Source organism: Mesorhizobium sp. NPDC059054, assembly GCF_042739215.1.
In the GTDB taxonomy this organism is placed as follows: domain Bacteria; phylum Pseudomonadota; class Alphaproteobacteria; order Rhizobiales; family Rhizobiaceae; genus Mesorhizobium.
In genome coordinates this window covers 393,272-417,838 of sequence record NZ_JBHYHV010000004.1, presented here as the reverse complement: position 1 = coordinate 417,838, position 24,567 = coordinate 393,272, and the positions used below count along the sequence as shown (strand labels likewise).

Genomic DNA, 24,567 nt, shown 5'->3' with positions numbered 1-24,567 from the left:
TTGCTGACAATCAGGCCTTGACCTGCCATGCCCGGTCGGGCATCGAACCGGCCGGAAAACCGGCCGCCGCTTGCCCGAGTCGTGGCCGCTGAAGAAGAAATGGAGACCACTATGGCCGACGAAATCACCGAGACCAGCCAGACTGTAGCCGCCGGCCAGTTGCGGGCGCTCATCGAGCGCATCGAGCGTCTCGAGGAAGAAAAGAAGACGATCGCCGACGACATTAAGGACGTCTATGCGGAAGCCAAAGGCACCGGTTTCGACACCAAGGCGATCCGTGCCATCGTGCGCCTGCGCAAGCAGGACCAGGCAGAGCGCCAGGAAGCGGAATCGATCCTCGACCTCTACAAGGCCGCGCTCGGCATGGTGTGATCCGCCTTTAACGGTTACGATATCTGGGCCCCTTTCGGGTCCCACGTCGCCCCGCAGGCTCACCGCCTTGCGGGGCTTTCTTTGCAGAAATTGGTGACCCTCGTCCCCTCAACCGTCCAAGGCTTGCGAGGCGGGGCTCGGTCTGTTTCCCTGCTTGAGGCGGGTGTTGCTCCGATTCGTGGCTCGTGCCCCAAAGTCTCGGACCGACAAGGTGAACATTTGGAAGGAAGACAGCAATGAACGCCAGGCCGGGAATCACCGAGATGAAACCCAGGATCACCGTGGTCGGGGTGGGCGGCGGCGGGGGCAATGCCGTCAACAACATGATCGCCACCGGATTGCAGGGCGCGGAGTTCCTGGTCGCCAACACGGATGCGCAGGCGCTTGCCATGTCAAAGGCACCGCGGCTGATCCAGTTGGGTGCGGCCATTACCGAAGGGCTGGGGGCGGGTTCGGTGCCGGAAGTGGGTGACGCAGCGGCGCAAGAGTCGATCAGCGAGATCATGGATCACCTGGCGGGAACACATATGTGCTTCGTGACCGCCGGTATGGGAGGCGGAACGGGAACGGGTGCCGCCCCCGTCATCGCACATGCGGCACGGCAGGCCGGCATCCTGACGGTTGCCGTCGTCACCAAGCCGTTTGCCTTCGAAGGAAAGCGCCGCATGGCGGCGGCGGAGGAGGGCATCGAGCGGCTTCGCGAATGCGCCGACACGGTCATCGTCATCCCGAACCAGAACCTCTTCAGGATTGCCGATGCCAGGACGACCTTCGAGGATGCCTTCGTCATGGCCGATCGCGTCCTTTATGCCGGCGTCGGTTGCATCACCGACCTCATCATGAAGGAAGGGCTGATCAATCTCGATTTCGCCGATGTGCGCGCGGTGATGCGCGGTATGGGCCGGGCAATGATGGGTACGGGCGAGGCTTCAGGCGAGGGGCGGGCAAAGGCGGCGGCCGAAGCGGCAATCGCGAACCCGCTTCTCGACGAGGCATCGATGGGGGGTGCAAGAGGCGTGCTGGTGTCGATCTCCGGCGGGCCAGACATGACGCTGTTCGAGGTCGATGAGGCAGCAACCCGTATCCGCGAGGAAGTCGATGCCGATGCCGACATCATAGTCGGCGCCATATTCGATCAGGCGCTGGAAGGAAAATTCAGGGTATCCGTCGTCGCAACAGGCCTGCGGCAGAAGGCGCAGGTACTCGAATTCGAGCAGAGAACGGCTTGAAGACCGGCTTTCCGGCAGGTCTTCATAGACGGCAAGGCGTCCGGGGGACGGCTACGGTCCCCTGGAGCAGAGCGCAACGTCCTCCATTGGGTCAGGTAGCAGGCCTAAACGGCTTGGCCAGAGATGCCGGGAAGTGCAGCGAGAGCGTCTGGCGGTTCTGCGATATGATGACCAGCACGATGATCGTCGCCAGGTAAGGCAAGGCGGAAAGCAGTTCCGATGGGACGGCCAGGCCCAGTGCCTGCCCCTGCAGTTGCAGAATGGTCATGCCGCCGAACAGCCAGGCGCCGAGCAAGATGCGCAGAGGCCGCCACGTGGCAAAGACCACCAGCGCAAGTGAAATCCAGCCTTTGCCGGCGGTCATGTTCTCCACCCACAGCGGCGTATACGCCACCGACAGATAGGCGCCGGCGAGACCGGCCATCAGCCCGCCAAAGAGCACCGCGAGATAGCGGATGCGGATCACGGGATAGCCGATTGCATGGGACGTCTCGGGTGACTCGCCGATCGTGCGAAGGATCAGTCCGCTTTTCGTCCGGTACAGGAACCAGCTGATGACGAAGAACATCAGGATGGCGAAATAGACCATCGGGTCGAAGCGAAAGAACATCGGTCCGATAACAGGAATGTCGGACAATAGCGGGATGTGGATGCGCTTGAGTGCGTCGATTGGCGCCGAGCCGAAGCCGCGACCGAGGAAAGCCGAGACACCCGACCCGAAGATGGCAAGCGCGAGGCCCGCGGCATATTGGTTGGTCAAAAACGTGAGTGCCAGCACGCCAAACAACAGCGAGGCGGCCGCGCCGGCGAATGCGCCAGCGAGAATCGCAACCGGCATGGGCAGCCCAGCGATGACAGCCCAGAAAGCGGCTGCTGCTCCCACCAGCATCATTCCTTCGATGCCGAGGTTGAGGACGCCGGATTTCTCGACGACGAGCTCGCCGAGCGCCGCGAAGATCAGCGGCGTGGCGGCTATGGCCGTGCCGGTGAAGATGGCGATGAAAAGGTCCATCAGGCGTGCTCCGGGACGCGGCGAAGCCGGTAGAAGATGAAGAAATCGGTGGCCAGCAGGAAGAACAGAAGAATGCCCTGGAAGATGCGGGTCAGCGACGACGACAAACCAAGGTTCATCTGCACGGTCTCGCCACCGAGGAACAAGAGCGACATCAAGAGCCCGCCGAGGACGATACCGAAGGCGTTCAGCCGACCGATGAAAGCGACAATGATGGCGGCGAAACCATAGCCCGGCGAAATCTGGGGTGACAGTTGTCCGAGTGGCCCGGCAACTTCGGCCATGCCTGCGATGCCCGCGGCAGCGCCGCCCGCGAGCAGGCCGGTCCACACCGCGGAGGATTCGCGGAAGCCCGCGTAGCGAGCCGCATGCGGGGCCGCACCGCTGACCTTCATCTTGTAGCCGAGGAAACTGCGATCGGCGAAAAGCCACATCAGCACGACCGCGACGACGGTGATGAACACCGACGAGTTGACACGATAGGCATAGTCAAAGGGTTCGAACATGGCTGCCGCCGGCAGCAGCGCTGTCTGCGGGTAGTTGAAGCCTGCTGGGTCGCGCCATGGCCCATGCACGAGCCACGAGAGAAACAGCGTGGCGATGTAGGTCATCATCAAGGTGACAAGGATTTCGTTCGTGTTCAGCCTGGCGCGAAGAAATGCCGGAATCGCAGCCCAGGCCATGCCCGCAGCTGCGCCTGCGACAAACATCAACGGCAGCAGGATCGGGCTTTCGGGATTGGGGTAGAACAGCCCGACACCGCAGGCTGCGATAGCACCGATAATCAACTGGCCTTCGGCACCTATGTTCCAGACATTGGCGCGGAAGCCCACGGCCAAGCCGCAAGCGATCAGGATCAGCGGCGACGCTTTCAGCAACAGCTCCGACAAGCCGTTCAAAGAACTGATTGGGGTGATGAAGAAAGCCTGCAAGGTGGATAGCGGATCATAACCCAGACCGGCAAACATCGCCGACCCCACAGCGATCGTAAGTGCTGTGGCGATTATTGGAGCGGCTATGCGCATGGAAGCGGACGGCTCGGGCCGCTGTTCAATTCTGTACAGCAACTTCGCTTCTCTCCTCGATATCATTGCCGCGGTCGGCCCCTGTCATGAGGAGGCCAACTTCTTCACGGTTGGTTTTTGTTCTGATGAGCGGTGGCGAGACCTGGCCCTGACAGATGACGAGCAGCCGGTCGCAGATCTCAAACAATTCGTCGAGTTCCTCCGAGACCACCAGCACGGCGGAACCTGCGCGGCTCAGATCCAGGATGTTCTGCCGGATGAAGGCTGCCGCACCCACGTCAACGCCCCACGTTGGTTGGGAGACGAGGAACAGCTTCGGTTTCAGCGCGATCTCGCGGCCGACGATGAATTTTTGAAGATTGCCGCCGGACAGGCTCTGGGCACTTGAGGAGGGGCCATTGGCCTTGACCTTGAAGCGGTCAATGATGTCTCGCGCAAAACCGGCCGCTTTGCCGCGATCGACCATACCGTGCCGCACCAGACCGCCGCGGCGATTGGCGGTCAAAACCGCATTTTCCCACAATGTGTGGGGCGGCACCGCACCTCGACCGAGACGCTCCTCCGGTACAAACGCCATGCCGAGCCCGCGCCGCTCGCTGGCGTTGAGATGGCCAGCCGCCTTGCCGTCAATGCGCACCACGGATGCATCGGCGTGCCGGCGCTCGCCGCTGATCAGTGCGATCAGATCCGCCTGGCCGTTGCCGGAAACGCCGGCCAATCCAACAATCTCACCGCCATGGACCTCAAACGAAACATTCTTGAGCGCGACTCCATATTTGTCGCGGGCCGGCGATGTGAGGCCCCGCACTTCGAGCACGGGCCTGGCGCTCGGCACCGAGGGGACCACACGCATTTCAGGCAGTTTCGAGCCAACCATCATACGGGCGAGTTCCAGCGACGTCGTTTCCTTGGGCTTCGCCGAGCCCGTCACCTTTCCGTTTCGCAGCACGGTGGCGGAGTCGCATAGCTCCTGCACTTCATCGAGCTTGTGGCTGATGTAGACGATCGAACAGCCCTCGGCGGCGAGTTGACGCAAGGTTTCGAACAATTTCCCAACCGCTTGCGGTGCCAGCACCGATGTCGGCTCGTCGAGGATCAGGAGCTTCGGGGCCTGCAACAGGCAGCGCACGATCTCGACACGCTGGCGCTCGCCGACCGACAGGTCGAGCACGCGGCGATGAGGATCGATCGGCATTCCATATCGGTTCGAGAGGTGGGTGATCTGGCGGGCAAGCGTCTTGAGATCGAAGGTACTTGAGACGGACAGGGCGATGTTCTCGACCACCGTGACGGATTCAAACAGCGCAAAGTGCTGGTAGACCATCTCGATGCCCAGCGCCCGCGAACTCGCCGGATTGTGCGCTTCTATCCGCTTGCCGTCGCACCAGATTTCGCCGGAGTCGGCCTGGGCCACGCCATAGATGATTTTCATCAAGGTGGACTTGCCGGCACCGTTTTCGCCGAGCACGGCATGGATTTTCCCTGGCATGATCGACATCGAGATGTCGTCATTTGCAACGATGCCGGGGTAGCTCTTGGTGATGTTGCGCAATTCAAGGCGCGGGATCATAGCCGGTCCTGCCATTGGGGTTGGACGGAAGAGCACAGTCATACCTACCGGCGCATCTGCTCTCCGGTAGGTATGATCTGAAAGGAAGACGGTCAGCCGAGCTTGCCGATCATTCCTTTGACGAACCAGTTCATGCTGCGGATGTCCTTGTCTTCCAGCACCGAGCCGGCGGCGACCTTCACGTTGCCGTCCTGATCCTTCAGCTCGCCCGCATAGGGGTGGACCTTGCCGGAACCCACGTCCGTTTCGAGTTGCTTGAGCTTGGCGACGACGTCGGCTGGAATCCCCTCATTGTAAGGTGCCATCTTGACGATACCGGCAGCGAGACCATCCCAGCGCGCCTCGGGTTTCCAATTGCCCTCGGCAACGCCTTTGGCTGCCCGCAAATAGTCGGCCGACCAGTCGAGCGTGAAAGCGGTCAGTTGCTTGCCGGAACCGAACTTCGCCATGTCGCTTGCGTAGCCGATCGACCAGGCGCCGCCTTCGCCTGCCACCTGCACGCCAGTGGCGGTATCAGTCATCGAGCAGATGACGTCGCAGCCTTGCGACAGCAGCGTGTTGGCCGCTTCCTTTTCCTTGCCCGGATCGAACCAGGAATTGAGGAAGATGGCATTGCAGGTGATGTCCGGCTTGACGCTCTGGGCACCAAGCAGCAAGGCGTTCGCCGGACCGACGATGTCGGGAATCGGGAAGCCGCCGATGAAGCCGATCTTGTTCGACTTGCTCATATGCGCGCCGGCCGCGCCGGCCACATAGCAACCCTCGTAATACTTCGCCTCGAAGGTGCCTAGGTTGGCGAGATGAACGATGCCGGAGCAATGTTCGAAGGCGGTTTTCGGGAACCGTGGCGCGACCTTCTGCATCGGCGTGCCGTGCGAAAAGGACGTACCGAAGATCAGTTGGTTGCCCGAGGCTGCCAATTCGCGGAACACGCGTTCCGCGTCCTGCGGCATGAAGATATTGTCGATGACGGTGATGGCGACCTTGTCGCCGAATTCCTGTTTGATGGCCTCGACACCAAGGCTGTGTTGCTTGGTCCAGCCGATTTCGGCGACGGGGGAAACGTAGACGACGCCGATCTTGAGCGGGTCCTGGGCACGCGCGGCGCCGGATATGCCGCCAGTGGTCAGCGCAGCTCCCGCCGCGCCCGTATACTGCAAGAATTTTCGTCTGCTGAGATTGAGCATTCTGATGTAACCCTCTGTTGGTTTGTCCGGCTTGTCCGCCGGTTCTATTCGTCGGTGTGAACGTGGGCGTGTGCCCGCGTTTTGCTCTCCTTTTTCTCTTTTCTCGGCGCGGGCTTCGGCTGTTCGCCCGCCTTCGTGTTCAAGTAAGGTTCGAGCGCCTCGCGAGGGGTCAGTTCAGGAAAGACCTGTCTGTCCATGATGTAGCCGCGCACGACACTCCTGTGATGCGCGTCGATCAATTCCATGGCTTGCTTCAGCCGTCCTTTCTCGAGCAGCTCGATCACCCGCGCATGGTCGTCGAGCAGGTTGCAGTAGTCGAAATCGGCGGTGATGAGCGATCTGAGCAGAGTGGTGCGCCGCACCAGCTGGGCATGGATTTCCTGCATCACCTTGTTGCGGCTGAGACGCACGAATACGGTGTGGAATTCCTGCCCCAGTACGTCGGCCAGCGCGTCATTGCCGACTGCGACCGCCTGACGCTGACGCTCCACATGCTGGCGCAATTCCGCCCACCCGGCAGGACCGAGGCGGTCGCTGAGCTGCGCTGCGACGCCCTGTTCCACCAGGGTCAGCGCGTCGTAGATTTCCATTGCGTCCTGCATGCTCGGGTGAGCGACGAAGGCGCCCCGGTTGCGTTCGATCTGAGCGAGGCCGTCGTCGGCGAGACGTATGAGGGATTGGCGAATGACGATGCGGCTGACGTCGAAAATCTCGGAAAGCTCACGCTCGCCAAGTTTGCAGCCCGGGACAAGCCGGTGATCGAGGATCGCCCGGGTCAATGTGTCAGCAATCGCCTGCGAGCGGCTGCTCATGACAACTTCCTCCCCCGTCAGTGCCTTTGGCTTGCTGACGGTCAGCTCTCGTGTTCGCGAGGCCGACGGCACCGCATATCCCGAGTTACGAATTCCATATCGGTATTCAATCAAGTTCCCCTGTCAACCAAAATTCTTGGATTGATATGCAGATTCTTATTGATTGATATCCAATCCTGTGTTTCCAATTATGTCATAACAGAGCTAGGTTCATGGGGAAGTGCTAGCCAGGGAGGGTGCGATGAGCAAAGCAACCCTTTGTAGCGACAGAGTTCTTCTTAACGATTGGCATGTGGTGGCGGACCTGACGAATCTGTCGTCGGATGAGCCATTCCACACCCGGCTTCTCGGAGCCGACCTCACCATTCACAGCCGAGGACGCTACGACAAGGAAGTGGTCCGCAACGATACCGGCACATTGGTCAAATCGACCAAGCGTTACGGATATCTTTGGGCTTGCCTGGGCAAGCCCGAGCGCGACATTGTCTTCGTACCGGAGGCCGAAGAGGGGGATCGACATCTCGTCACCGGCGGCTCCATCGCGGTTCGGGTCTCGGGTCTGCGGGCGGTCGAGAATTTCCTCGACATGGGGCATTTTCCCTTCGTTCACACAGGCTGGCTTGGTGACGAGCCGCACACGGAAGTCGCGCCCTACAAGGTCGAATTGACGGCTGCCGACGAACTGGTTGCGACCGAATGCCAGTTCTATCAGCCGGTTGCCTCGCCGACGGCCAAGGAAGGTTTCATCGTAGACTATGTCTACAAGGTGATCCGGCCCTATACGGTGGCGCTCTACAAGAGCAATCCGGTGCAGAAGCATCGCCTGGATGTCATCACCCTGTTCGTGCAGCCGGTCGACGAGGACAACTGCGTCGCTCATCCCTTCCTCTGCTATCTCAAGGAAGGCATCGACGAGGCCGGGATCCGTGGCTTCATGCAGCTGATCTTCGCCCAGGACAAGCCGATCCTCGAAAACCAGGTGCCAAAACGGCTGCCACTCGATCCGCGAGCGGAAACGCCGATCCGTGCCGACGCCGTTGCCGTGCTCTATCGGCGTTGGCTGCGCGACAAATCAGTTACCTATGGCGCGATACCGGCGCGGATGTGAGCTTCGATGAGGGATTCTTTCATGGCCAAAACGCGATGCACGGACCAGGTGATCCTCAACCTATGGCACCCGCTGGCTGCGTTGTCGGAGGTGAAGCCAAACGTGGTTGTCGATACCATATTGCTCGAGGAACGCCTCAGTTATGCCGTTGATGGAAAGGGCAATGCCGCCGTCTGGCGCGATCGCGCGGATCTCATCGAGGGGAGCACGGTGGACGTCGCGACCGTTGCCGACCAACTGCCGGTCAAGCACGCCTATGGCTATATCTGGACTTCGCTCGGCGATCCACAGGCAGATTTGTTCCCGATTCCAGAGTTCGACGAAGCAGATCGCCGCAAGCTCAATGCCGCGACAATTGGTGTGAATGTGTCGGCACCGCGGGCAATCGAGAACTTTCTCGACATGGGGCATTTTCCCTATGTCCATACCGACATTCTGGGTGCGGAGCCGCACACGGAGGTGAAGGAGTACGATGTCGAGATTTCGGTCGACCGCGACGAAATCCTCGCCACCCGTTGCCGGTTCTTTCAACCGATGGCAGCGGCGACGGCCTCAGGTGGCGCCGACGTCGACTACGTCTATCGGGTGCCGCACCCGTTTTGCTCGGTGCTCTACAAATCCAGCCCGCTCGACGAGAGCCGGCGTGATGTGATCGCGGTGTTCCTGCAGCCCATCGATCAGGAACATGTGCGCGCGCATATGATGTTGTGCCTGCTCGATGAAGACAATGAGGACAAGGTCATCAAGCGCTTCCAGCAGACGATCTTCGGCCAGGACAAGCCGATCCTGGAGAACCAGTTCCCGAAGCGGCTGCCGCTCGATCCGCGCGCCGAAACGCCCATTCGTGCCGACAAGTCGGCCATCGCCTATCGCCGCTGGCTCAGTCAGAAGGGTGTGACCTACGGGGTCATCCCTGCCGCTACCTGAGCGTGAGCCGCGCAAGACCATTTCTGGAGACAATAATGCTCGATACCGCCAAGACCAGATGGCATCCCATTGCCGCGTCCTATGACCTGCCTTTTCGCCATGTCTTCCACGGCCAGCTCCTGGGCCGCGAATTCGCCGTCTGGCGTGCTGACGACGGCTATATCAACGTTTGGGAAAACCGTTGTCTGCACCGTGGCGTTCGCCTGTCCATCGGCATCAACGACGGTCGCGAGCTGAAGTGCCAGTATCATGGCTGGCGTTACTCGAACCGCACGGCAGGTTGCACCTACATTCCCGCTCACCCGGCGGATGCACCTGCCCGCACCATCACCAATCGGACCTTCGCGGCGGTGGAGCGCTATGGCCTGGTCTGGTCGGCCGAGGAACCGCAAGGAGAGGTACCCGAGTTGCCGGGCTTTGCCGAAGGTGAGTTGCTCACCTTGCGCGGCATTGCGGTCAACGCGCCGGCTGACGCGGTTGCGGCCAGGCTCCGGGGCTATCGCTTTCAGCCGACCGGCCAGATCGATGGCGGCGATGCCAAGGTCACCGTCGAGGCGGCGAACGATTTTTCCGTAGCGCTTCGCGCTGTCGAGGGCAGCTCGACAACGCTCGCCGTGTTCTTCGTCCAGCCGGTGGACTCCAACCGCTCGGTGATCCGGGGCGTGCTCGAGGGTAAGGCTGAAGGCGCCGTTCGGATGGCTGTCCTGCACCATCATAATGACCGGCTGTCCAAGTTGCGCGACGCCGCCGAGCGCGAGGCGGCGGCGGCCCCGGCACCCGCGCCGCTTGAGCCGGTTATCGAGCGCGTTTCCTCCGAACTTGCCGAGATGCCGGAAGAGACCAAGCATGGCCGCAAGGCGACGATCCGTGTCGAGGTGGCAAGGAAATGGCAGGCGGCGGACGGCATTGCCGGCTTCGAACTGCGTCCTATCAGGGGGCTGTTGCCGACATTCCAGCCGGGTGCCCACATCGACGTCCACATGCCGAACGGACTGATCCGGCAGTACTCGATCACGAACGGTCCCGGTGAGAGCGAGAGCTACGTCATCGGGGTGAAGCTCGAGAACGAGTCCAAGGGCGGTTCGATCTGCATGCATGAAACTCTGCGCCAGGGCGACGTGCTGGCGATCTCGGAGCCGCGCAACAATTTCCCTCTGCGGCGAGACGCGGTGAAGACGATCTTCATCGCCGGCGGCATCGGTATCACACCGCTGCTCGCGATGGCGCAGGCGCTTCACAACCAGAATCTCTCCTTCGACCTTCACTATTTCGCGCAGAACGAAGCGCAGCTGGCGTTCCCCGAAAAGACATCGGGTCTGGGCGGATCGCTCAAGCCGCATCTTGGCCTGACACCGGAGGCGACCGGTGCCAAGCTGCGTGAGATCCTGGCAAACTATCAGCCCGGCAGGCATCTCTATCTGTGCGGACCCGGGCCGATGCTTGAGGCGGCGCGCAGCGTCGCAGCCGAAGCCGGCTGGCCGGAAGCGGCCGTGCACTTCGAATACTTCAAGAACACCAACAAAATCGATGATAGCTCGAGCTTCGAGGTCGCCTTGGCGCGCTCCTGCGTCACGCTCAAGGTGCCCGCCGGCCGCACCATCCTCGATGTCATGCGCGAAGCTGGTGTCGACATGCCGTCTTCCTGCGAGCAGGGGGCCTGCGGTACCTGCCTGGCAACCGTCATCGAAGGCGAGCCGGATCATCAGGATGTTTATCTCAACGAGGCCGAGCGCAAGTCCGGCACCAAGATCATGACCTGCGTCTCACGCGCCAAATCGGCGCGGCTCGTTCTCGATCTATAGGAAGCAAGCCGATGATCACGCTCTACGACTACGAACTGTCGGGCAATTGCTACAAACTCAGGCTGCTGATGAGCATGCTGGGTGTCGACTACAAGACCGTACCGATCGACTTCTATCCCGGCCGCGAACACAAGTCGGAATGGTTCCTCAAGATCAATCCGCTTGGCCAGTTGCCGGTAATCGATGACGACGGTCTGGTGCTGCGCGATGCTCAGGCGATCCTGGTCTATCTTGCGTCGAAATATGACCCGTCTGGTACCTGGTATCCGCGCGACGATGCGGCTTTGCTTGGCGAGATCAGCCAGTGGCTTGCTTTCGCCGATGGTATCACCGGCACGGCCTCGGCGGCGCGACTGCACGACGCACTGTTCTATGACTTCGATGTCGAGGCCGCGCGTGTCGGTGCTCACCGCTTGTTCCGCATTCTCGACGAACACCTGTGGTTCGGCGAACAGGAGGGACGGATCTGGCTCTGTTCGGCTGCGCATCCGACCATCGCCGACATTGCCTGCTTTCCCTACATCATGCTCTCGGAAGAGGGCGGCATACCGAGGCAGGATTATCCCGCAATCCGCCGTTGGTGCGATCGCGTCAAACGCCTGAAGGGCTTCATGGTCATGTCCGGCGTGTTCCCGGCCGGACCGGCCAAGGCGGCATAAACAACGAGGCAATCTGGCCAGGCTGTGGTCCGGCCTGCGAAACATTTTGGAGTAGGACGATATGAAAACCCGCGCCGCAGTAGCTGTTGGAGCCGGCAAGCCGCTTGAGATCATGGATGTGGATCTCGAAGGCCCCCGCGAGGGCGAGGTGCTGGTTGAGGTGAAGGCGACCGGCATCTGCCACACCGACGAGTTCACGCTGTCGGGCGCCGATCCGGAAGGCATCTTCCCGGCGATCCTCGGCCATGAAGGCGCCGGCGTCGTCGTCGATGTCGGCAAGGGAGTGACGAGCCTGAAGAAGGGCGACCATGTCATCCCGCTCTATACGCCCGAATGCCGCTCGTGCCCGTCATGCCTGTCGCGCAAGACCAACCTGTGCACGGCGATCCGCGCCACCCAGGGTCAGGGCCTGATGCCGGACGGCAGCTCGCGCTTCTCGATCGGTGGGGAAAAGATATTCCACTATATGGGCTGCTCGACCTTCTCGAACTTCACGGTGCTGCCCGAGATCGCGCTGGCCAAGGTCAACCCGGACGCACCCTTCGACAAGATCTGCTACATCGGCTGCGGCGTCACCACGGGCATCGGCGCCGTCATCAACACCGCCAAGGTGGAGGAGGGCGCGACCGCGGTGGTGTTCGGGCTCGGCGGCATTGGCCTCAACGTCATCCAGGGGCTGAGGCTTGCCGGTGCCGACATGATCATCGGTGTCGATCTCAACAACGACAAGAAGGCCTGGGGCGAGCGCTTCGGCATGACGCATTTCGTCAACCCGAAGGAGGTCGATGGCGACATCGTGCCTTACCTGGTCAACCTGACCAAGCGTGGCGCCGACCAGATCGGCGGTGCCGACTACACCTTCGACTGCACGGGCAACACCAAGGTGATGCGCCAGGCGCTGGAGGCGGCACATCGCGGCTGGGGCAAGTCGGTCGTCATCGGTGTTGCCGGTGCCGGCCAGGAGATCTCGACGCGTCCGTTCCAACTGGTGACGGGCCGTAGCTGGATGGGCACGGCCTTCGGCGGCGCGCGCGGCCGCACCGATGTGCCGAAGATCGTCGACTGGTACATGGACGGCAAGATCGAGATCGATCCGATGATCACCCACACGCTGAAGCTGGACGAGATCAACAAGGGCTTCGATCTCATGCATGAGGGCAAGAGCATCCGAAGCGTGGTGGTCTACTAGGATACGCTTGGCTTTTTCGCTGGCCTCCGGCCTCCCGGTTGCTCAGCGTGTTCCCAAAGCCTGGCGTTGGCCGGCGGTGCGATAAGGAGGACTCTCTGGTCCCGATCGCACCGCCGGCATTTCTTCATGCACAGGCTTGCTGTTGGTCGCAGCAAGCTGAAGCGAGAACCGGGGCAAGGCGGAACGAAACGCCAGTCTCTTCATAAATAGGTCATTGATCCTTAGCCAAAACAGTCTACTCACTCGTCAAAACAAGGACTGCGAATGAGTTCCGGACTGCTGGCCCTGCTCGATGATGTAGCCTCGATCGCGAAGGTCGCCGCAGCCTCGATCGATGACGTGGCCGCCCAGGCCGCAAAAGCAGGAGCAAAAGCTGCGGGAGTGGTCATCGATGATGCGGCGGTAACGCCGCGTTACGTTGTCGGCTTCACAGCGCAGCGGGAGCTGCCGATCATCGCAAAGATCACGGTCGGCTCCCTGAAAAACAAACTCATCTTCCTGCTCCCGGCAGCTTTGCTGCTGGGATGGCTGGCCCCTTGGGCGATTACACCACTCCTGATGGTCGGCGGCATCTATCTTTGCTTCGAAGGCGCTGAAAAGGTGCTCGAGGTTTTCTTCCCTCATGCCGAAGAGGACAGCGACCCGGATGCCGGCGTCCTGGCGGAGCCTGCCAAATTCGAAAACGAAAAAGTCCAAGGCGCCATTCGAACGGACTTCATTTTGTCCGCTGAAATCATGGCGATCACGCTGGCTGCAATACCGTCCACGAATGTCCTGACACAGGCAGCCATCCTCGCCATGGTCGGCATTGGCATCACGCTGGGGGTGTATGGTGTCGTCGCCATCATCGTGAAGGCCGATGATTTCGGGCTGGCCCTGGCCAGGACCAAAGGAAGTTTTCTTGGACTGGGTGCGGCGTCACGCGCATTCGGAAGAGGAGTGGTGACGGGAATGCCTTACTTCCTGAACGCGTTGGCCGCGGTCGGCACCGCCGCCATGATCTGGGTCGGTGGCGGCATTCTCGTGCACGGCCTCGAGACATTCGGATACGGTGAACCGGCACATCTCATCGAGGCTGCTGCGGAAAAAGCCGCGCATTCGGTTCCGGTGGCTGGCGAACTTGTCGCTTTTCTGGTGTCGGCGGCAGCCGCCGGGCTGATCGGCCTGGCGGTTGGCCTGCTTGCAATCCCCGTCGTCCAAAAGGTGGCTGGGAAGTCTCACGCGGCTTCGTGAGTAACGTCTCCCCGATCGGGCTGCATTTTGTCTGCAAAAAACTTGCATCCAGATCGCGCGTTTTTTCATTTGAGAACGTCACGACCGACATGGATAGTGCGAGCCATCTGTAACCTGGGAGTACTGCAATGTGGCCGGACCGGCGGATCGTCGATCTCTTTGGCATTGATTTGCCGATAATTCAGGCTCCAATGGCTGGCCCTGTGTTCGCCGACATGGTGGTCGCTGTCGCCGAGGCAGGAGGTCTGGGTTCGCTCCCTTGTGCGACCATGGATGCGGAGCAGGTGCGTTCCGAGCTCGGAACGATCCGGGGCCGAACGAACCGACCCATCAATGTCAATTTCTTCTGCCATGCCGTGCCTTCGGTGGATGCCGAGCGCGAGGCCAACTGGCGCAGACAACTCAGACCCTACTATGTGGAATTCGGTCTCGACCCGGATGGTCCGGTTCCTGTTTCCAATCGTACTCCGTTCGATGAGCAGCTTTGTACCCTGGTCGAGGAATTCAGGCCTGAGGTGATAAGTTTCCACTTCGGCCTGCCCGACCGCCATCTGCTCGACCGGGTTCGGGCAACTGGTGCGAAAATCCTGTCATCGGCCACGACGGTGGACGAAGCCCGCTGGCTCGAAGACCGTGGTTGCGACGCCATCATCGCGCAGGGATTTGAGGCCGGGGGCCATCGAGGCAATTTCCTGACAGAGGATATCGCTACACAAGTCGGCACATTCGCCCTGGTGCCGCAAGTCGTCGATGCGGTGAAGGTTCCAGTCATTGCGGCTGGCGGAATTGCTGATGCCCGAGGCATCGTGGCGGCTTTCGCACTCGGTGCTTCTGCGGTTCAGATCGGCACCGCCTATCTGTTCACGCCACAGGCGCGCATTTCCAAACCACACCATGAAGCGCTGCGCAGCCCGATGGCCGAACAGACGGTTCTGACCAATGTGTTCACGGGCAGGCCTGCGCGCGGCATGATCAATCGTGTGATGCGCGAGGTGGGACCGATGAGCGAGAAAGCACCAGCCTTTCCCCTCGCGGGTGGAGCCCTTGCTCCGCTGCGTGCGGCAAGTGAAAAAGCAGGTTCGGGCGACTTCATGTCGCTCTGGTCGGGTCAGGCTGCCAGTCTGTGCAGGGAGATTCCAGCGGGCGAGCTGACCCGCAAGCTTGCCTCCGAAGCGCTGGCCCGCCTCGCCGCGCTTGGTGAAGTGGACCAGCCGGCAGGCCTGTCGCGATGAGGCGCAACCCAATTCTTGCGTGCCCGAAAGCAAGGCAGGAGCCGACAACCGGTGCCAACTGCGGCGGGGGCTGATGTTTCCATGACGCCTCGAGCTCGTTCCCTGCGGTCCAGGAGAAACGTTGGAGCTGCCGTCCATGCGCCTGCAAGCGTTCCGGTGGTCGGTTGGGACGAGCTCTCCAAAGAAGAGCAGTTGGCGTTGAAGCGAATGAACCGTGGCCCGCATGCGGCCCTTAGCCGGGAAATAATCGAACGGTTGCTGCATCTGGGGCTCGTGCAAGAGCGCGGACAAGGAGTCGGGATAAGTCGCGCGGGGCGCGAGCTTGTCATCAACGCGTTGCTGGAAGCCCGGCGAGGTGACGACGAGCCGTCATAGCCATCTCCGATGCCATCAGTGCGCCACCTTCTTCAGTCCCGACAATGCCTGACGGACATCTTCTCGAGTTTCGGCAGCATCGGGATAAACAGCGTAGGCCGGATATGTGAACTGCGGCGCATGCTTCACCAGTTCCAGCTGACCGGCCTCCAGGTGGGGTTTGACCGCGCCTAGCCGGAAATAGCCCATGCCGCCAGCGCGCAGGATGTAGCTCAGTCCCAGCGGACCGAGCCCCACGAGCAGCCCGGGTTCGCCGAAGGCAGCTGCTCCGATCCCATGTTGCGCGGCAAATTGCGGACCCCAGTCGACGTGCACATAGTCGCTTTCGGCATCGGTCTCTTCGAGCCTGGTCCTCACCAGAACAAGCTGTTCTTCCTCGATCAGCTCCACCGTGAACCCGGGCAGGATCTTCGGCGCATAGAGGATCGCAATGTCCAGAACGCCTGTCCGCAATTGTTCGACCAGTTGATCCGGCACACCGACATTCGCATGAATGGCGATTGTCGGCTGGTTCTTCTTCATCCAGACCAACCAGTCCAGAAGCAGCGGATTCCACAGGCTCAGTTCGCCGCCAAGGGCGACGACACTGGAGCGACCGGCAGGAACCGACAGCTGCTGACGCGCGCGTTCCCATATCTGGACAAAGGATTGGGCAAAACGTTCGAACTCCCGTCCAGCAGCCGTCAGGGCCGCGCCGTTACGATTGCGCACGAAGAGCTTTCGGCCGAGCTCCTCTTCCAGGGTACGGATGCGTGCACTCACCGTGGTCTGGGTCACATGAAGGCGGTCGGCTGCCTTGAAGAAGCTGCCGGTATGAACAATTTCCAAAAACGTCCGCGCGCGGTCTATGTCCATGTCCAAGCCTTAGTGCAATTTTTTTGCAGTTATAGCGCATTTAATTCCGTTTGCATCGATCCTTCTTGCGGCGCAATTTTGGAAGACAGACCACAATGGAACGCGCGCAATGCAAGACGATATCCATGAGGAGCCCGCTCAGTACGCATCCCCTCCATGCTTCATGCACGAACTGTCGCCGGAGTTCCGTTTAGACCTCGTCCGCCCCGACGCTTGGAGTGATGTGTTGCGGTGGCGCAAAGCGGAGCGCAAGCGATTGATCGACCAGCGTCTGTCGATGTCGCCCGACGAGCGGCAAGCAAGGTCCGATCGCATTGCCTCGATGCTTGATCTGACGATCGGCAAGTTTGGCGGTCGCATCGTCGGCACCTATTGGCCGTTTCGTGGAGAACCGGATTTACGCAACTGGGGTATCCGGGTCATTGAACGTGGCGGGCGGCTAGCTCTTCCCGTCGTGATCCAGCAGGGCTGGCCTGTCGAATATCGGATCTGGTCACCGGGAGATCCGCTGGAACGCGGTGTCGCGGGAATCCTTGTTCCTCCGCGAGGACCTGCCGTGCAGCCCGATGTCGTGGTCGCGCCGGTCGTCGGTTTTGACAAGGAACATTATCGGCTTGGCTATGGCGGCGGGTTCTTCGATCGGACCCTGGCTGTCATGCGGCGCAAACCATTGGCAATCGGCGTCGGCTACACCAGCGCCAATGTCCCGACCATCTATCCGCAGTCTCACGATATTCCGATGGATGTCGTCGTTACGGACTAGGCGTCAGGGGCCCCGCAACGCGCAAGAAAATGATCAGAACGAAGACCAGCTAGGACCGCCACCAGAGGCTCGCATTGTTTGCCTCTCGACAAGGACAAATGCCTCCCCGGCCAAATGGAGGCCGCCATGAATGAAGTCAGCACCCTCGCGACCAACTTTCCCGCGATCATCATACTCTCGACATGGCTGGTGATCCTGTCGGTGTTGGTTGGCTATTCGACGTCGAGCGATGCTGATGAGATCACCCCGCTGTCTCGCAACACCATCAGCAGCGACAAACGCTCCGTAGAGGATGAGCAGAACTGGACCTTGCTGCGGGAAGTCGACCCGGAGTTCAGCCCGTCCTGGTTCCTGATCGGGGCGCAAAGCGCTTACGAAAAGATCGTGGAAGCTTACGCTCGCGGAGACATGGAAACCCTCCGCCCGCTGCTGTCCGCACAAGTGCTCGACACATTCGCGACGGTGATTGCCGAGCGCAACGAAAGGCAAGGGACTGCTGAGCTCGTTGTTCTTGGGATCGACCTCGCAGAGATCGAGCGCGTCGCCCTGCTTCAGGACGCAGTCGAAGTGGAGGTCATGTTCCACGCCCAACTGATCGAGGCGACTGGTTCTTCCGCAGATGACGTTGTGCTGGGTGGGCCGACCCGTCCCATACTGGTCGCGGATCGCTGGACATTCTCGCGTCCCATTCCCTCACGCGACCCTTCATGGACGCTGGTCGCGACGCAGGAAGGAATACAAGGCGGGGGCGAGTGTCGGTAAGGCTCCGGCCGGGGAGGCGCTCGAACAAGCCGCTACTGCGTTCTCTTTCGATCAACTGACAGCGAACATGTCTATGGCTATTTCGCGAACCGCCTCCGCCAGCTTTCGCGCATTGTCAGATCTCCAGTGAATAAAATAGTTCAGCGGAGGAACTTCCAGTTCCGGGGGTATTGGCAGGCGCTTCAATTGGTCGGATTGGATGTAGCTTTCCACGAAAGGAGCAGCCAACAGCGCGATACCGAGGCCCGCAATTGTCAGCGCAGCGGCTGCCTCGGGACTGTTGGTATTGACAATTCTGGTAAAATTTACGCCCTTTTCAATCGCCCACGCGCTCAGGACTCCGGACGTTCCGGCGCGGTCCGACATGGAAATCAAAGGGTATTTCGGGAAGTCTGATACGTCGAACGGACCATCATGGCTGACGAGCGACGGTGAACAAACCCAAACCAGTTCCATGGCGGTGATCGACCTGGAGACAATGCAGGAATCGATCGATGGGCCCGGAGCAAGGGCAAAGTCGAGTTCGCCCTTGGATACCGAATGCAGCAATTCCTGGGTCAATGCGACCTGAGGTTCGATTTTCACCTCAGGATACGTGTCCCGGATCCGCACGACGAGCTCCGGCAACCGTTTGATTGCCATGATCTGAGTGACGCCGAAGCGGCAGACACCTTTGACCGTTGTGCCGCTTCTTGCCGAAAGCAGGATCGCATCACGCAGATTGAGCATTTCCGAGGCGTTTTCGAGAACGCGTGTACCCAGTTCCGTGATGCGCGCGCGCGGACCCGACCGATCAAACAGGGGTTCGCCAATCTGTTCCTCGAGTTCCAGGATTCGTTTGGATAGCGCCGATTGCGTCATGAACAGGCGCTCGGCCGCCAACACGAAACTGCCAAGGGTCGCAGCCCAGTAGAGAGCCTCAAGCTGCTTCAGCGTTATCACTGGCTTTGCCCCGATCTTAAAAGAACGCCAGTCATCCAGTAGGATTTCCAGCCAAGCTACAAACGCATGACGAACGGCGACGGATATTCGTCATTCAAGTCGATCCACACGCTCTTGACCTGGAGGTATTGCTTGATCGCATCGGCACCGCCTTCGCGCCCTAGGCCGGATCGTTTGTAGCCCCCGAAAGGGGACATCGGTGCGGATGTGCGATAGGTATTGATCCAGACCGAGCCGGCCTGCAACTGTTCGGCCATCCGATGGGCGCGTTTCAGGTCCCTGGTCCAGACGCCGGCTGCCAAACCGTAGTCCGTGCTGTTTGCCAGCGAAACAGCTTCTTCGTCAGTGTCGAAGGGCATGATTGCCAGCACCGGCCCAAAGACTTCCTCGCGCGCCAGGCGCATCTGCGGCGTGACGTCGGTGAAAATAGTCGGCTCGACGAACCATCCCGTCCCGCATTCCGGGCGCTCGGCACGGCCGCCGCCCAACACACATCTGGCGCCCTCAGCCTTCGCGTCCTCGATGTGGCGCAGAATCTTGCCCAACTGGACCGGCGTCGTAACTGGCCCGACCTGCGTATCGGTCGAAAGTGGATCGCCCATGCGGGCGGTGCGGGCGATGGCGAGCAACCGCTCGATGAACTCATCGGCGATCTCACGCTGAACCAGGAGCCTCGATCCGGCAACGCAAGTCTGGCCGGTGGCGGCGAATATGCCGCCGATGACGCCCTTTGCAGCGTTGTCGAGATTGGCATCGGCAAAGACGATGTTCGCACTCTTGCCGCCGAGCTCCAGCGTTGCAGGAATAAGCCGGCGCCCCGCGGCTTCCGCGATGGCGATACCCGCGGTCTCGCCGCCGGTGAAGGCAACCTTGCGCACCAAGGGGTGGCGCACAAGCTCCGCTCCGACTGTCGGACCGGTCCCCGTGACCACGTTGACGACACCTGCCGGGAAGCCGGCGGCCTTCACCAGTTCCATAAAGGGGGTGATCGACGTGGAGGTAAATTCTGACGGCTTGACGACGACGGTATTGCCCGCAGCCAGAGCCGGGGCCAGCTTCCATGCCAGCAAAAGAAGCGGCGAATTCCAGGGAACAATCGCCGCGACCACACCGAGCGGCTCATAGCGGGTAAAGTTGACGGTGTTCTTCTTGTCGCTCGGCAAATGCGCGCCCTCGACCTTGTTGGCGAGGCCGCCATAGTAGCGATACCACTGCGGCATGTAGGCGATCTGCGCCCGCATCTCCGAGATCAGTTTACCATTGTCGCGCACTTCGGCGACGGCAAGCTCTTCGACATGCGCGGCGATAAGATCGGCGAGACGCAGCAAAAGCTCGCCCCGTTGGGAAGCGGTCAAGCCTTTCCATTCCGGTGCGTTAAACGCACGATGCGCCGAGCGCACGGCACGATCGACATCCTCTTCATTGGCGGCTGCCACTTCGGCAAATGGTCGGCCGGTGAAGGGGTTGTCCGTGGTGAACCATTCCCCGCTCGCCGACTCGACGAACTCATTGTCGATAAACATGCGGAAACGACTGGATGCGCTCATCTTGAACCTTCGGACAATTTGAGAAATCGCTTGAACACTATTCATGGCGGCAAGCGACGAAAGCGATTTTTCGAAAAGGCCTAAAGTCCAAAAGGAAATATCACAAGCACAAATGTCACGAAATTTTGGCAACATGGAAATCGAAAAAATTCGCTAGCACCATTCCCGCAACGCTCATACGAGTTCTATCGACAGGCAGCGGTCGCTCTGTCTCGAACCGCCAGAAGAGAATGGGCGCTCTGGCTGAACGTCGTGAAAAACGTGCTCGCGCGGGCGGAAAGCAAGCGGCACTCCCAGCGAAATGGCCCTCGCGTACCGAGACGTCAAAAGGCTTGTCATGCAGCGAACGCACAACAGATCCGAAGCCAGCAGGTTGGATTCAGAACGGCATCTGCATCCCTACACCCATCCCCGCAAGATCGAAGCGGACGGTCCCGTCGTCATCCGTGGCGGGGACGGCATCTGGGTCGTCGACGAGGACGGGAACCGCTACATGGAGGGGTTGGCGGGACTATGGTGCGCCTCGCTCGGCTTTTCGGAGCGCCGGCTCGCGGACGCGGCTTACCGTCAGATGCTGGAATTGCCGTTCTACCATTCCTTCGCGGGCCGTGTGCCGGAGGTCACTGCGCGTCTGGCCGCCAAACTCATGGATTGGTCTCCGCTGCCGTTTGCGCGCGTCCTGTTTGCGAACTCCGGTTCGGAATCGAATGACGCTGCCTTCAAGCTGGTTCACTACTACAACAACGCCAAGGGCCGACCGCGGAAGAAGAAGATCATCGCCCGGGACCGCTCCTATCACGGTTCGACGGCGGTCGCTTCGGCGATGTCGGGCCTTTCGGCAGCACGCAAGGTGTTCGATCTGGATATTCCCGGCATCGTCCGCATTAGTTGCCCGCACTACTACGCACATGGCCTGCCGGGCGAAACGATTGAACAATTCTCGGATCGACTGGTCGAGGAACTTGAGCAAACCATTCTGCGCGAAGGACCGGAGACGGTTGCCGCGTTCATCGCCGAGCCGGTGATCGGCGGCGGCGGCGTCGTCATACCGCCACCCGGCTACTATGACGGCATCCAAGCCATCCTGCGCAAATACGATATCCTGTTCATTGCCGACGAGGTGATCTCCGGCTTTGGCCGACTCGGCGAAGCCTTCGGCTCGACCGTCTTCGGCCTGAAGCCGGACATGATCACCGTGGCGAAGATGCTTTCGGCCGCCTATGCCCCGATCTCGGCACTTTACCTGTCGGAGGACATCTACGAGACGATCAAGCAGGGCAGCGACACCGTGGGCGTGTTCGGCCACGGCTTCACCTATAGCGGCCATCCAGTTGCCGCCGCAGTGGCCCTGGAGACATTGCGCATCTACGAGGACGACGGAATCCTCGACCATGTTCGACGCGTCGCTCCACGATTTCAGGATGGCTTGCAGGCGCTGCGCGATCATCCGCTTGTCGGGGACGTTCGTGGCATGGGCTTGATTGGCGCGATCGAACTCGCCGAACAGCCCGCCCTGCGCAAGCCATTTGCGCCGGAAAAGGGCGTCGGCGCCTATTTCCTCGGTCGCGCCCTTGCCAACGGCCTGATCCTGCGGGCCGTGCCAGGCGACATCATCACCTTCGCGCCGCCGCTGATCATCAATGAAGCCGAGATCGATGATCTGATGAGCCGGGTGCGGTTGTCGCTCGATGAAACATCGACCTGGCTGCGGCAGCAAGCCTGACCAATGCATTCCCTCCCCGTGCGAGACGGACGACCGTGAGCTTCATCGAATTCGACCACATTCGAAAGACCTACGCGAACAATACGCTGGCGGCGGTCGAGAACCTGAACCTCGGCATCGCCAAGGGGGAGTTCATGACGTTTCTGGGGCCCTCGGGCTCCGGCAAGACGACGACGCTGATGATGCTGGCAGGATTCGAAAAGCCGACCTCCGGTTCCATCCACCTTGAGGGCACGCCCATCGACGCGCTGCCGCCATACGAGCGCAACATGGGCGTCGTCTTCCAGAGCTACTCGCTGTTTCCGCATATGTCGGTGGCTCAGAACATCGCTTTCCCGCTTGAAATGCGGAAGGTGCCGAAGCCGCAAATCCAGGACCGTGTCGCTGCAGCCCTGGAAAAGGTTCGCCTCGGCCGCCATGCCGACCGCCGTCCTTCCCAGCTCTCCGGCGGCGAACAGCAGCGCGTGGCGCTGGCCCGTGCATTGGTGTTCGACCCCAAGCTGGTGCTGATGGATGAGCCGCTGTCGGCGCTCGACAAGAACCTGCGCGAAGAACTTCAGCTCGAGATCCGCCGGCTGCATCGCGAGTTGGGTGTGACCATGGTGTTCGTGACGCATGATCAGTCGGAAGCGATGAACCTCTCCGATCGCGTCTGTGTGTTCAACCACGGGCGCGTCGAACAGCTTGATACGCCGCAACAACTCTACGATCGGCCGGCCAACGTCTTCGTCGCCGGCTTCATCGGCGACAACAACATGCTTGTCGGCGATGTCGACAGGGTGGATGCATCGGACGAGTACGCGCGCCTCACCACCCTGAACGGCACCACTTGCCGTGGCCGGCTGAGGACGACAGGAACCTATCCGCAAAGCTCGACGCTCTGCATCCGGCCCGAGCGCATCGACGTCGCCGCTGCCAAAGGCTCGCTTGAAACAGACAACAAGATCGGCGCCCGCCTGGTCGACCTCATTCATCAGGGCGATCACTGGCGGTTGATCGCGGCGCTGGAAACAAACGGGGAAGGTGAGGCCCTGCAGTGGATGGCGAAGGTCAATCCGAATCGGCTGCCTGCCGGCCTTTCCATCGGCCAACCCATCCAGATCGGATTCAACAGCCGAGACAGCTGGGTCATCTAGCAGGTCGAAAAACAAAAAAGGGGAATGATATGACAATAAAAGCAATGCATCTGCCACTGAACCTGCTTGTCGGGGCTGTCCTGTCCTTACCACTCAGCGGTTTGGCCACCGCCGCACTAGCCCGCGATCTGACCGTCGTCTCATGGGGTGGTCCTTACCAGGACGCCCAGCGCAAATTCATGTTCGGTCCGTTTATCGAAGAGAGCGGCATCAAGCTGACCGACACCTATTGGGAAGGCGGCGTCGGCGCGTTACGCACCAAGGTGCGTGGCGGCAACAATGACTGGGATGTCGTCCAGGTCGAATCCGAGGAACTCGGCATCGGTTGCGACGAGGGCCTTTTCGAACATTTCGATGTCGGCCGCAGCGGCGGTCCGGATCGCTTTCTGCCCGGCATGGTGAACGACTGCGGCGTTGCAGCGGTGATCTACAATCTGGTGCTTGCCTATGACAACGCCAAGCAGGGCACAAAGCCTGAAAACTGGGCGGCATTCTTCGACACCAAGGCGTTCCCAGGCAAGCGGGCGGTTCGCAATGGACCCAAGTGGAATCTGGAGATCGCACTGCTGGCCGACGGTGTACCGTCGGATCAGGTCTACAAGGTGCTGTCGACTCCCGAGGGTGTGGATCGTGCATTTGCCATGTACGACAAGATCAAGGACAGCCTGATTTTCTGGAAGACCGGTGCGCAGCCAGTGCAGATGCTGGCGTCCGGCGACGTGGCGATGACGACGGCGTTCAATTCGCGCATCACCGCCTCGAACGAGCAGAACGGCTCCGATTTCGGCATCGTCTGGCGGGACTCCATCTACACCAAGGACAGCTGGGTGATCATGAAAGGCACGCCGAAGCTCGACGAGTCCTACAAGTTCCTGGAGTTCGCGACCCGCGCGGCGCCGCAGGCAGCGCTGCCGGAATTCAATCGCTCCGGTCCGAGCAACAAGGACGCACCGGGCCTGATCGATGCGAAATATCTCCACGACCTGCCGTCGAATCCGGACAACTTCAAGGTTGCCGTGCCTGAGGATCCATCGTTCTGGATCGATAATTTCGACGATCTCAACGATCGCTGGAACCGCTGGGCCGGCACCAACTGAGACAGGCGGA

The 24,567-nt window shown here is 60.7% G+C and carries 22 protein-coding genes; 14 read left to right on the top strand and 8 right to left on the bottom strand.

All coding sequences use genetic code 11. The annotated features are described in order from the left end of the window. Positions 1 to 111: 111 nt before the first annotated feature. On the top strand, positions 112 to 372 hold the full coding sequence (locus ACFWXH_RS19255; protein WP_054309770.1) for a DUF2312 domain-containing protein: 261 nt from the start codon (positions 112 to 114) through the stop codon (positions 370 to 372). Between the two features lie 236 nt (positions 373 to 608). After that, a complete protein-coding gene (gene ftsZ / locus ACFWXH_RS19250) occupies positions 609 to 1,601 on the top strand; it encodes a cell division protein FtsZ (protein ID WP_054309769.1) in 993 nt (330 codons plus the stop codon). A gap of 91 nt (positions 1,602 to 1,692) precedes the next feature. On the opposite strand, the gene ACFWXH_RS19245 is transcribed toward ftsZ, so the two are convergent. From ACFWXH_RS19245 to ACFWXH_RS19225, 5 genes are all read right to left on the bottom strand, one after another. Beyond that, positions 1,693 to 2,613 (bottom strand): ABC transporter permease, encoded by a 921-nt coding sequence (locus tag ACFWXH_RS19245; RefSeq protein ID WP_379122885.1) that lies wholly within the window; start codon positions 2,611 to 2,613, stop codon positions 1,693 to 1,695. Further along, the gene (locus ACFWXH_RS19240; protein ID WP_379122884.1) at positions 2,613 to 3,680 is read right to left on the bottom strand and encodes an ABC transporter permease; all 1,068 of its coding nucleotides are present in this window, start codon (positions 3,678 to 3,680) and stop codon (positions 2,613 to 2,615) included. Before ACFWXH_RS19240 ends, ACFWXH_RS19245 begins: the two co-directional genes overlap by 1 nt. Next, positions 3,664 to 5,208, bottom strand: a complete 1,545-nt coding sequence (locus tag ACFWXH_RS19235; RefSeq protein ID WP_379122883.1) for an ABC transporter ATP-binding protein — start codon at positions 5,206 to 5,208, stop codon at positions 3,664 to 3,666. Before ACFWXH_RS19235 ends, ACFWXH_RS19240 begins: the two co-directional genes overlap by 17 nt. Before the next feature lie 92 nt (positions 5,209 to 5,300). Continuing rightward, positions 5,301 to 6,395, bottom strand: coding sequence for a BMP family ABC transporter substrate-binding protein (locus ACFWXH_RS19230; RefSeq protein ID WP_379122881.1), 1,095 nt, complete (start codon positions 6,393 to 6,395; stop codon positions 5,301 to 5,303). A gap of 44 nt (positions 6,396 to 6,439) precedes the next feature. Continuing rightward, complete coding sequence (locus tag ACFWXH_RS19225; RefSeq protein WP_379122879.1) at positions 6,440 to 7,207, bottom strand: GntR family transcriptional regulator; 768 nt, start codon at positions 7,205 to 7,207, stop codon at positions 6,440 to 6,442. 241 nt (positions 7,208 to 7,448) lie between these two features. Here ACFWXH_RS19225 and ACFWXH_RS19220 point away from each other — a divergent pair, with 241 nt between their 5' ends. The 7 genes from ACFWXH_RS19220 (at position 7,449) to ACFWXH_RS19190 (ending at position 15,357) form a co-directional block, all read left to right on the top strand. After that, a complete protein-coding gene (locus ACFWXH_RS19220) occupies positions 7,449 to 8,315 on the top strand; it encodes an aromatic ring-hydroxylating dioxygenase subunit alpha (protein WP_379122877.1) in 867 nt (288 codons plus the stop codon). A 21-nt stretch (positions 8,316 to 8,336) separates the two neighbouring features. Then, a complete protein-coding gene (locus ACFWXH_RS19215) occupies positions 8,337 to 9,242 on the top strand; it encodes an aromatic ring-hydroxylating dioxygenase subunit alpha (RefSeq protein WP_379122875.1) in 906 nt (301 codons plus the stop codon). A gap of 35 nt (positions 9,243 to 9,277) precedes the next feature. Continuing rightward, positions 9,278 to 11,044, top strand: coding sequence for a Rieske 2Fe-2S domain-containing protein (locus ACFWXH_RS19210; protein WP_379122873.1), 1,767 nt, complete (start codon positions 9,278 to 9,280; stop codon positions 11,042 to 11,044). A gap of 11 nt (positions 11,045 to 11,055) precedes the next feature. Further along, positions 11,056 to 11,703 carry a glutathione S-transferase family protein gene (locus tag ACFWXH_RS19205; protein ID WP_379122871.1) on the top strand — a complete coding sequence of 216 codons (648 nt, stop codon included), beginning with the start codon at positions 11,056 to 11,058 and terminating at the stop codon, positions 11,701 to 11,703. Between the two features lie 61 nt (positions 11,704 to 11,764). Further along, positions 11,765 to 12,892, top strand: a complete 1,128-nt coding sequence (locus ACFWXH_RS19200) for an S-(hydroxymethyl)glutathione dehydrogenase/class III alcohol dehydrogenase (RefSeq protein ID WP_379122869.1) — start codon at positions 11,765 to 11,767, stop codon at positions 12,890 to 12,892. 264 nt (positions 12,893 to 13,156) lie between these two features. Further along, complete coding sequence (locus ACFWXH_RS19195; RefSeq protein ID WP_379122867.1) at positions 13,157 to 14,125, top strand: DUF808 domain-containing protein; 969 nt, start codon at positions 13,157 to 13,159, stop codon at positions 14,123 to 14,125. Positions 14,126 to 14,253: 128 nt separating this feature from the next. Further along, positions 14,254 to 15,357, top strand: a complete 1,104-nt coding sequence (locus ACFWXH_RS19190) for an NAD(P)H-dependent flavin oxidoreductase (RefSeq protein ID WP_379122865.1) — start codon at positions 14,254 to 14,256, stop codon at positions 15,355 to 15,357. A gap of 390 nt (positions 15,358 to 15,747) precedes the next feature. On the opposite strand, the gene ACFWXH_RS19185 is transcribed toward ACFWXH_RS19190, so the two are convergent. Then, on the bottom strand, positions 15,748 to 16,587 hold the full coding sequence (locus tag ACFWXH_RS19185) for a LysR family transcriptional regulator (protein ID WP_379122863.1): 840 nt from the start codon (positions 16,585 to 16,587) through the stop codon (positions 15,748 to 15,750). A gap of 109 nt (positions 16,588 to 16,696) precedes the next feature. Between ACFWXH_RS19185 and ACFWXH_RS19180 the strand changes: the two genes are divergently transcribed. Next, positions 16,697 to 17,350, top strand: coding sequence for a 5-formyltetrahydrofolate cyclo-ligase (locus ACFWXH_RS19180; RefSeq protein ID WP_379122861.1), 654 nt, complete (start codon positions 16,697 to 16,699; stop codon positions 17,348 to 17,350). 126 nt (positions 17,351 to 17,476) lie between these two features. Then, the gene (locus ACFWXH_RS19175; RefSeq protein WP_379122859.1) at positions 17,477 to 18,112 is read left to right on the top strand and encodes a Tim44/TimA family putative adaptor protein; all 636 of its coding nucleotides are present in this window, start codon (positions 17,477 to 17,479) and stop codon (positions 18,110 to 18,112) included. A 51-nt stretch (positions 18,113 to 18,163) separates the two neighbouring features. On the opposite strand, the gene ACFWXH_RS19170 is transcribed toward ACFWXH_RS19175, so the two are convergent. Both ACFWXH_RS19170 and ACFWXH_RS19165 read right to left on the bottom strand, forming a co-directional pair. Then, positions 18,164 to 19,054 (bottom strand): LysR family transcriptional regulator, encoded by an 891-nt coding sequence (locus tag ACFWXH_RS19170; RefSeq protein ID WP_379122857.1) that lies wholly within the window; start codon positions 19,052 to 19,054, stop codon positions 18,164 to 18,166. A 56-nt stretch (positions 19,055 to 19,110) separates the two neighbouring features. Next, positions 19,111 to 20,601, bottom strand: a complete 1,491-nt coding sequence (locus ACFWXH_RS19165; RefSeq protein ID WP_379122855.1) for an aldehyde dehydrogenase — start codon at positions 20,599 to 20,601, stop codon at positions 19,111 to 19,113. Positions 20,602 to 20,938: 337 nt separating this feature from the next. On the opposite strand from ACFWXH_RS19165, the gene ACFWXH_RS19160 reads away from it, so the two are divergent. Genes ACFWXH_RS19160 through ACFWXH_RS19150 form a run of 3 tightly spaced genes read left to right on the top strand, consistent with a single transcriptional unit; the run spans position 20,939 to position 24,557 of the window. Beyond that, positions 20,939 to 22,324, top strand: a complete 1,386-nt coding sequence (locus tag ACFWXH_RS19160) for an aminotransferase (RefSeq protein ID WP_379122853.1) — start codon at positions 20,939 to 20,941, stop codon at positions 22,322 to 22,324. Positions 22,325 to 22,359: 35 nt separating this feature from the next. Beyond that, complete coding sequence (locus ACFWXH_RS19155; protein ID WP_379122851.1) at positions 22,360 to 23,460, top strand: ABC transporter ATP-binding protein; 1,101 nt, start codon at positions 22,360 to 22,362, stop codon at positions 23,458 to 23,460. A gap of 29 nt (positions 23,461 to 23,489) precedes the next feature. After that, positions 23,490 to 24,557, top strand: a complete 1,068-nt coding sequence (locus ACFWXH_RS19150) for an ABC transporter substrate-binding protein (RefSeq protein WP_379122849.1) — start codon at positions 23,490 to 23,492, stop codon at positions 24,555 to 24,557. Positions 24,558 to 24,567 lie beyond the last annotated feature (10 nt).

Excerpts from the sequence above, each read along its gene's own strand:
- ACFWXH_RS19255 (WP_054309770.1), top strand. The coding sequence starts at position 112 with ATGGCCGACGAAATCACCGAGACCAGCCAGACTGTAGCCGCCGGCCAG.
- ftsZ (WP_054309769.1), top strand. The coding sequence starts at position 609 with ATGAACGCCAGGCCGGGAATCACCGAGATGAAACCCAGGATCACCGTG.
- ACFWXH_RS19245 (WP_379122885.1), bottom strand. The coding sequence starts at position 2,613 with ATGGACCTTTTCATCGCCATCTTCACCGGCACGGCCATAGCCGCCACG.
- ACFWXH_RS19235 (WP_379122883.1), bottom strand. The coding sequence starts at position 5,208 with ATGATCCCGCGCCTTGAATTGCGCAACATCACCAAGAGCTACCCCGGC.
- ACFWXH_RS19230 (WP_379122881.1), bottom strand. The coding sequence starts at position 6,395 with ATGCTCAATCTCAGCAGACGAAAATTCTTGCAGTATACGGGCGCGGCG.
- ACFWXH_RS19225 (WP_379122879.1), bottom strand. The coding sequence starts at position 7,207 with ATGAGCAGCCGCTCGCAGGCGATTGCTGACACATTGACCCGGGCGATC.
- ACFWXH_RS19220 (WP_379122877.1), top strand. The coding sequence starts at position 7,449 with ATGAGCAAAGCAACCCTTTGTAGCGACAGAGTTCTTCTTAACGATTGG.
- ACFWXH_RS19215 (WP_379122875.1), top strand. The coding sequence starts at position 8,337 with ATGGCCAAAACGCGATGCACGGACCAGGTGATCCTCAACCTATGGCAC.
- ACFWXH_RS19210 (WP_379122873.1), top strand. The coding sequence starts at position 9,278 with ATGCTCGATACCGCCAAGACCAGATGGCATCCCATTGCCGCGTCCTAT.
- ACFWXH_RS19205 (WP_379122871.1), top strand. The coding sequence starts at position 11,056 with ATGATCACGCTCTACGACTACGAACTGTCGGGCAATTGCTACAAACTC.
- ACFWXH_RS19200 (WP_379122869.1), top strand. The coding sequence starts at position 11,765 with ATGAAAACCCGCGCCGCAGTAGCTGTTGGAGCCGGCAAGCCGCTTGAG.
- ACFWXH_RS19195 (WP_379122867.1), top strand. The coding sequence starts at position 13,157 with ATGAGTTCCGGACTGCTGGCCCTGCTCGATGATGTAGCCTCGATCGCG.
- ACFWXH_RS19190 (WP_379122865.1), top strand. The coding sequence starts at position 14,254 with ATGTGGCCGGACCGGCGGATCGTCGATCTCTTTGGCATTGATTTGCCG.
- ACFWXH_RS19185 (WP_379122863.1), bottom strand. The coding sequence starts at position 16,587 with ATGGACATAGACCGCGCGCGGACGTTTTTGGAAATTGTTCATACCGGC.
- ACFWXH_RS19180 (WP_379122861.1), top strand. The coding sequence starts at position 16,697 with ATGCAAGACGATATCCATGAGGAGCCCGCTCAGTACGCATCCCCTCCA.
- ACFWXH_RS19175 (WP_379122859.1), top strand. The coding sequence starts at position 17,477 with ATGAATGAAGTCAGCACCCTCGCGACCAACTTTCCCGCGATCATCATA.
- ACFWXH_RS19165 (WP_379122855.1), bottom strand. The coding sequence starts at position 20,601 with ATGAGCGCATCCAGTCGTTTCCGCATGTTTATCGACAATGAGTTCGTC.
- ACFWXH_RS19160 (WP_379122853.1), top strand. The coding sequence starts at position 20,939 with ATGCAGCGAACGCACAACAGATCCGAAGCCAGCAGGTTGGATTCAGAA.
- ACFWXH_RS19150 (WP_379122849.1), top strand. The coding sequence starts at position 23,490 with ATGACAATAAAAGCAATGCATCTGCCACTGAACCTGCTTGTCGGGGCT.